1 protein-coding gene is annotated in these 235 nt (G+C 70.6%); it reads left to right on the top strand.

Going from position 1 to position 235, the window contains the following annotated elements:
• Positions 1 to 235 (top strand): hypothetical protein (locus tag HKX41_13550; GenBank protein ID NNC25158.1); only part of this gene is annotated, 235 nt, incomplete at both ends.

Genomic DNA, 235 nt, shown 5'->3' on the forward strand with positions numbered 1-235 from the left:
GCTGAACCTGCGCGCGGGCGAGGGCAACTTCTACCTCAAGCCCAACGGCGTGTTCGTGCTCGATCGCGACGACAGGCCGCACGTGATCGAAGCTTCGCGTTATCCCGACCTCGCCCGCGGCGCGCGGCTGGCGACACAGTCGGGGCCGCTGCTGGTCGAAGGCGGTCGCATCCATCCGGCGCTGGACCCGCAATCGCGCTCGCGCCACCTGCGCAACGGCATCGGGGTGAGGGGC

It is taken from the genome of Salifodinibacter halophilus, from assembly GCA_012999515.1.
Classification (GTDB): Bacteria; Pseudomonadota; Gammaproteobacteria; order Nevskiales; family Salinisphaeraceae; genus Salifodinibacter; species Salifodinibacter halophilus.